This window comes from Citrobacter sp. TBCS-14, assembly GCF_005280805.1.
Classification (GTDB): Bacteria; Pseudomonadota; Gammaproteobacteria; order Enterobacterales; family Enterobacteriaceae; genus Citrobacter; species Citrobacter gillenii.
This window is the reverse complement of sequence record NZ_SZWM01001010.1, coordinates 1-215: the sequence shown is the minus strand read 5'-3', so window position 1 is coordinate 215 and position 215 is coordinate 1. Positions and strand designations below refer to the sequence as shown.

Here is a 215-nt window from a genome sequence, read left to right as displayed (position 1 = left end):
ACTAACCATAAAATTGTAACTGGTTTAGTATCAGTTGGCGAAATGGAAGACCAAGCGGAAACTAATAGCTATCCAGCTGATGACGTACCAGACCATGGAGTTAAAAAAGGCGCTACCTTACTTCAAGGCGAAATGGTATTCATTCAAACAGATCAAGCGCTTAAAGAAGACATTTTAGGTCAACAAAGAACAGCGAATGGTTTGGGTTGGTCTCC

Annotated in this window: 1 protein-coding gene; it reads left to right on the top strand. The window is 40.9% G+C overall.

The annotated features are described in order from the left end of the window. Positions 1-215 (top strand): hypothetical protein (locus FDX22_RS22660; RefSeq protein ID WP_222592566.1); only part of this gene is annotated, 215 nt, incomplete at both ends.